The following is a 654-nucleotide window of genomic DNA, read 5'->3' on the forward strand; positions in this document are numbered from 1 at the left end:
CGCCGCCGAGGTTCGATTGTCGACTTGTAGTTTTTTAAACAGTTGTTCTAAGTGCTTGTTAACCGTGCGCGGGCTCATCTCAATAATCTGGGCAATTTCGCGGTTGGTTTTGCCTTTGGCTAACCAAAGAAACACATCGGATTCACGCTTGGTCATACCGAAGTGGGACTTTAAAACCGACGCCTCGTCTAAGGTAGATGCAGTGCTGAGTTTAAGTAGATGTTCGCCCTGTTCGGTTGCGCCAAAATAAATAGCAACATATTCGGTAGCCGCAGCCGTGTCGGCTGCAAATGGAAGTTTATTGCCTTCGGCGGGAAAGCGCGCGAGCCACTGCTTAAGTTCTAATTCAAATTTCTCGGTAAGTTGTTCGCTCTCCAGGGTGGCGAGAAGCTTCGCTGCGGTGGGGGTTGACCACAATTTTTTACCCTGTAAATTCACCGCAAAAATATTCTGGCCTGCTGTATCTAAGGCCATCTGTGCGCTGAGTGTGGTTCGCGCATTCGCTAAGTGCACATTAATCCGCGCAATAAGTTCCTGCGGGTTTATCGGTTTGGTTAGGTAGTCGACGCCGCCTGCTGCAAAGCCTTTAATAATGCTCTCAGTATCGCTAAGCCCAGTCATAAAAATAACGGGGATATTACGCAACGCAGGGTT

The 654-nt window shown here is 48.6% G+C and carries 1 protein-coding gene; it reads right to left on the reverse strand.

What is annotated here, in order from left to right; genetic code table 11:
* Positions 1-654: LuxR C-terminal-related transcriptional regulator (locus IDZ20_RS00035; RefSeq protein ID WP_188149381.1), on the reverse strand; the 654-nt coding region annotated here is incomplete at both ends.

It is taken from the genome of Teredinibacter waterburyi, from assembly GCF_001922985.1.
Classification (GTDB): Bacteria; Pseudomonadota; Gammaproteobacteria; order Pseudomonadales; family Cellvibrionaceae; genus Teredinibacter; species Teredinibacter waterburyi.